This is a genomic window from Caulobacter sp. S45 (genome assembly GCF_903642205.1).
Lineage (GTDB): Bacteria > Pseudomonadota > Alphaproteobacteria > Caulobacterales > Caulobacteraceae > CAHJWH01.
Genome location: NZ_CAHJWH010000246.1, coordinates 1 through 2,957 on the forward strand (window position 1 = coordinate 1; position 2,957 = coordinate 2,957).

The 2,957-nt window shown below is 70.1% G+C and carries 1 protein-coding gene; it reads left to right on the plus strand.

The features are described 5' to 3' along the window. Positions 1-438: 438 nt before the first annotated feature. Positions 439-2,957: NAD-glutamate dehydrogenase domain-containing protein (locus tag HUV06_RS15595; RefSeq protein ID WP_174302159.1), on the plus strand; the 2,519-nt coding region annotated here is incomplete at its 3' end.

Sequence of the window (2,957 nt, forward strand, 5' to 3'; positions counted from 1 at the left end):
GAGGAGGCGTCACCGCCGGCGCACCTAGAACCGGACGCGGCGACGCCCACTCCGTCACGGCGCGTATCCGCGCCGCGCCACCTCCCCCGCTGCGCAGGGGAGGAGAACAGCTTCCTGCGGCCAAGCTGGCTCACGGACATGTGAGAGCGATTTTGTCGCAGCCGCCCCTGTCGTTTCAGGATCGACAGTCCTATCTCCTCACCGCGCCGGGAGGTCCCCCCACCGTCCGGCGCGGCGCCCGCTCCCGTCCCCCGAGTTGACGGGCGCCTTCGAAACGTTCCGCTCGACTTCCCCCCGTCGACGGAACCTGCGCCGCCAGACTCCCCCCGTCTGGCGGCGCGCTTCGTTCCAGGGGCCCCTCCAATTTGCGACCGGGTTGATCCATGGGACAGGCGGGTCCATTGTGCCGGCCGCTATCGGGTTGGAAGTTGCGCGCTTATGTACGACGACGAGATCGACGTCTCATCCAAGGCTGAGTTGCGGCAAGTTTTCACCCACCATCTCGGCGTCGAGAGGCTGGACGAGGCCCAGGCCCGCTTCATTTTGCAGATCGCCGACGACCTGACCGTCGACGAACTGCCTGACGTCAGCGCGCAGGACCTCGCCGGCCTGCTGGCCCGCTTCTGGCGCTTCGCCGCTGACCAGGACCGCTCCGCTGTCGGCGTCCAGCTCAGCCATGCCCTGGCCGCCGATGGGCGTGACCTGGCGTTGGAAGTGCTGGAGATCGTCCAGCCTGACGTCCCCTTCCTCGTGGACAGCGTCATGGGCGCGCTCTCGGCCGGCGGCTACGACGTGCGCGCCATGTTCCATCCGGTGGTGCCGATTGCGGGCGGGGAGCGGTCGCTGATCCTGGTGGTCCTCGGTCCCGTCGGCGAAGACCGCCGCGCCGACCTGCTGGAGGAGATCGGCCGCACCCTGGGCGATGTGCACGACGCGGTCGCCGACTTCCCGGCGCTGCGGGAGATGGCCAAGCGCGCCGCCCGGGATCTCGCCGCCTCCACAGCGCCCTTCGGCGCTTACGGTGCGCAGGAATATGTCGACTTCCTGCACTGGCTGACGGCGGAGCGCTTCGTCTTCCTGGGCGCGCGCGTCTACGAGTACCCGCGCACGGCCGATGGCGGCTATGCGGCCGAGGAGCCGGTCTATACCGACGACCAGTCGCTGGGCGTGCTGCGCGACCAGAGCCGCACCGTCCTGCGCCGGGCCAGCGAGCCGGCCATCCTGACTTCCCAGCTCAGCCGCTATTTGGAAGACTCTCCGCCGGTGACGGTGGCCAAGTCCGCCCTGCACTCGCGCGTGCACCGCCGCGCCGACATGGATTACATCGGGGTCAAGCTCTACGACCCGAGCGGCTGCGCCGTCGGCGAGGTCCGCTTCGTGGGCCTGTTCACCGTGGAGGCCTACGAGGCGCCGGCCTCCAGCCTGCCGCTGGTGCGCCGCAAGATCGAGCACGTGCTGGCCCGCGCCGGCCACAACCCCAGCGCCCACACCGGCAAGCGGCTCCGCTACATCGTGGAGACCTATCCCCGCGACGAGCTGTTCCAGATCGGCGAGGACGAGCTCTACCGCATCGCCCAGGGCGTCCTGCACCTCTATGACCGGCCCCGGGTGCGCCTGTTCGCCCGCACCGACAGCCTGCAGCGCTACGTCTCCGCCCTGCTTTTCATCCCCAGCGACCGCTACAGCTCCGACGTCCAGGCCCGGGCGGGGGAGATGCTGGCCACTGCCTGGGGCGGCCACGTCTGGTGCGCCACGGCGACCCTGTCCGAGCCGCCGCTCGCGCGGATTTGCTACACGCTGGCCATTCCTCTGGGGGAGCACGCGAGCCCTGACGAACGCAAGCTGGAAGCTGCAATCGCCGAGTCGGTGCGCACCTGGTCAGACCGCTTCGAGGCGGCGGCCCGAGCCGGCGGCGTGGCGCCCGGCCAGGTCGGCGAGGTGCTGGCCCGCTATGCCGGCGGCTTCCCGGCCGGCTACCGCGACCAGTACGACGCCGCCGAGGCGCTGCTCGACCTGTCGGTGATCGAGGGAATGGTCGAGACGGGGGCCTTGCGCATCCGCGCCTTCCGCTGCGCCGGTGACGCCAAGACCCGCTTCCGCTTCAAGCTCTACCGCGCCGGCCAGTCCGTGCCGCTGGCGGACGTGCTTCCGGTGCTGGAGAACATGGGGCTGAAGGCCCTGGTGGAAGAGGGCTTTCCGATCGGGCGCACCCTGGACGACGGACACCAGCAGGTGACCTGGGTGCACGAGTTCATCGTGCAGGACGAGCGCGGCGAGCACCTGCGCTTCGCCGACGTGCAGGTCCCCTTCGAGCAGACCTTCCTGGCGGTCTGGCGCGGCGAGACGGAGAACGACGGCTTCAACCGCCTGGTGCTTGAGCTCGGGGACAGCTGGCGCGAGGTGGCGCTGGTCCGCGCGCTCGCCCGCTATCGCCAGCAGAGCGGGCTCGATCCCAGCCAGGCGGTTCAGGAGGCGGCGCTGGTCGCCAACGCCGAGATCGTGCGCCTGATCCTGGACATGTTCCAGGTCAAGTTCGACCCGGCCGTGAGCGCCTCGCTGGAGGATCGGGCGGAGCGAGCCGAGGCCGTGTTCGAGGCCATCACCGAGGCCCTGCAGGGCGTCGACAGCCTGGACGAGGACCGGGTGCTGCGCCGCCTGGCGAGCCTGGTCATGGCCCTGCAGCGCACCAACTTCTATCAAGCTGACGAGGACGGCGCGCCCAAGCCCTACATCAGCTTCAAGATCGCCGCGTGCGAGCTGGAGGACCTGCCCGCCCCCAAGCCCTACCGCGAGATCTTCGTCTGGGCCCCGCAGGTGGAGGGCGTGCACCTGCGCTTCGGTCCCGTGGCCAGGGGCGGCCTGCGCTGGTCGGACCGCCGCGACGACTTCCGCACCGAGGTGCTGGGCCTGGTGAAGGCGCAGCAGGTGAAGAACGCGGTGATCGTGCCCGTGGGCTC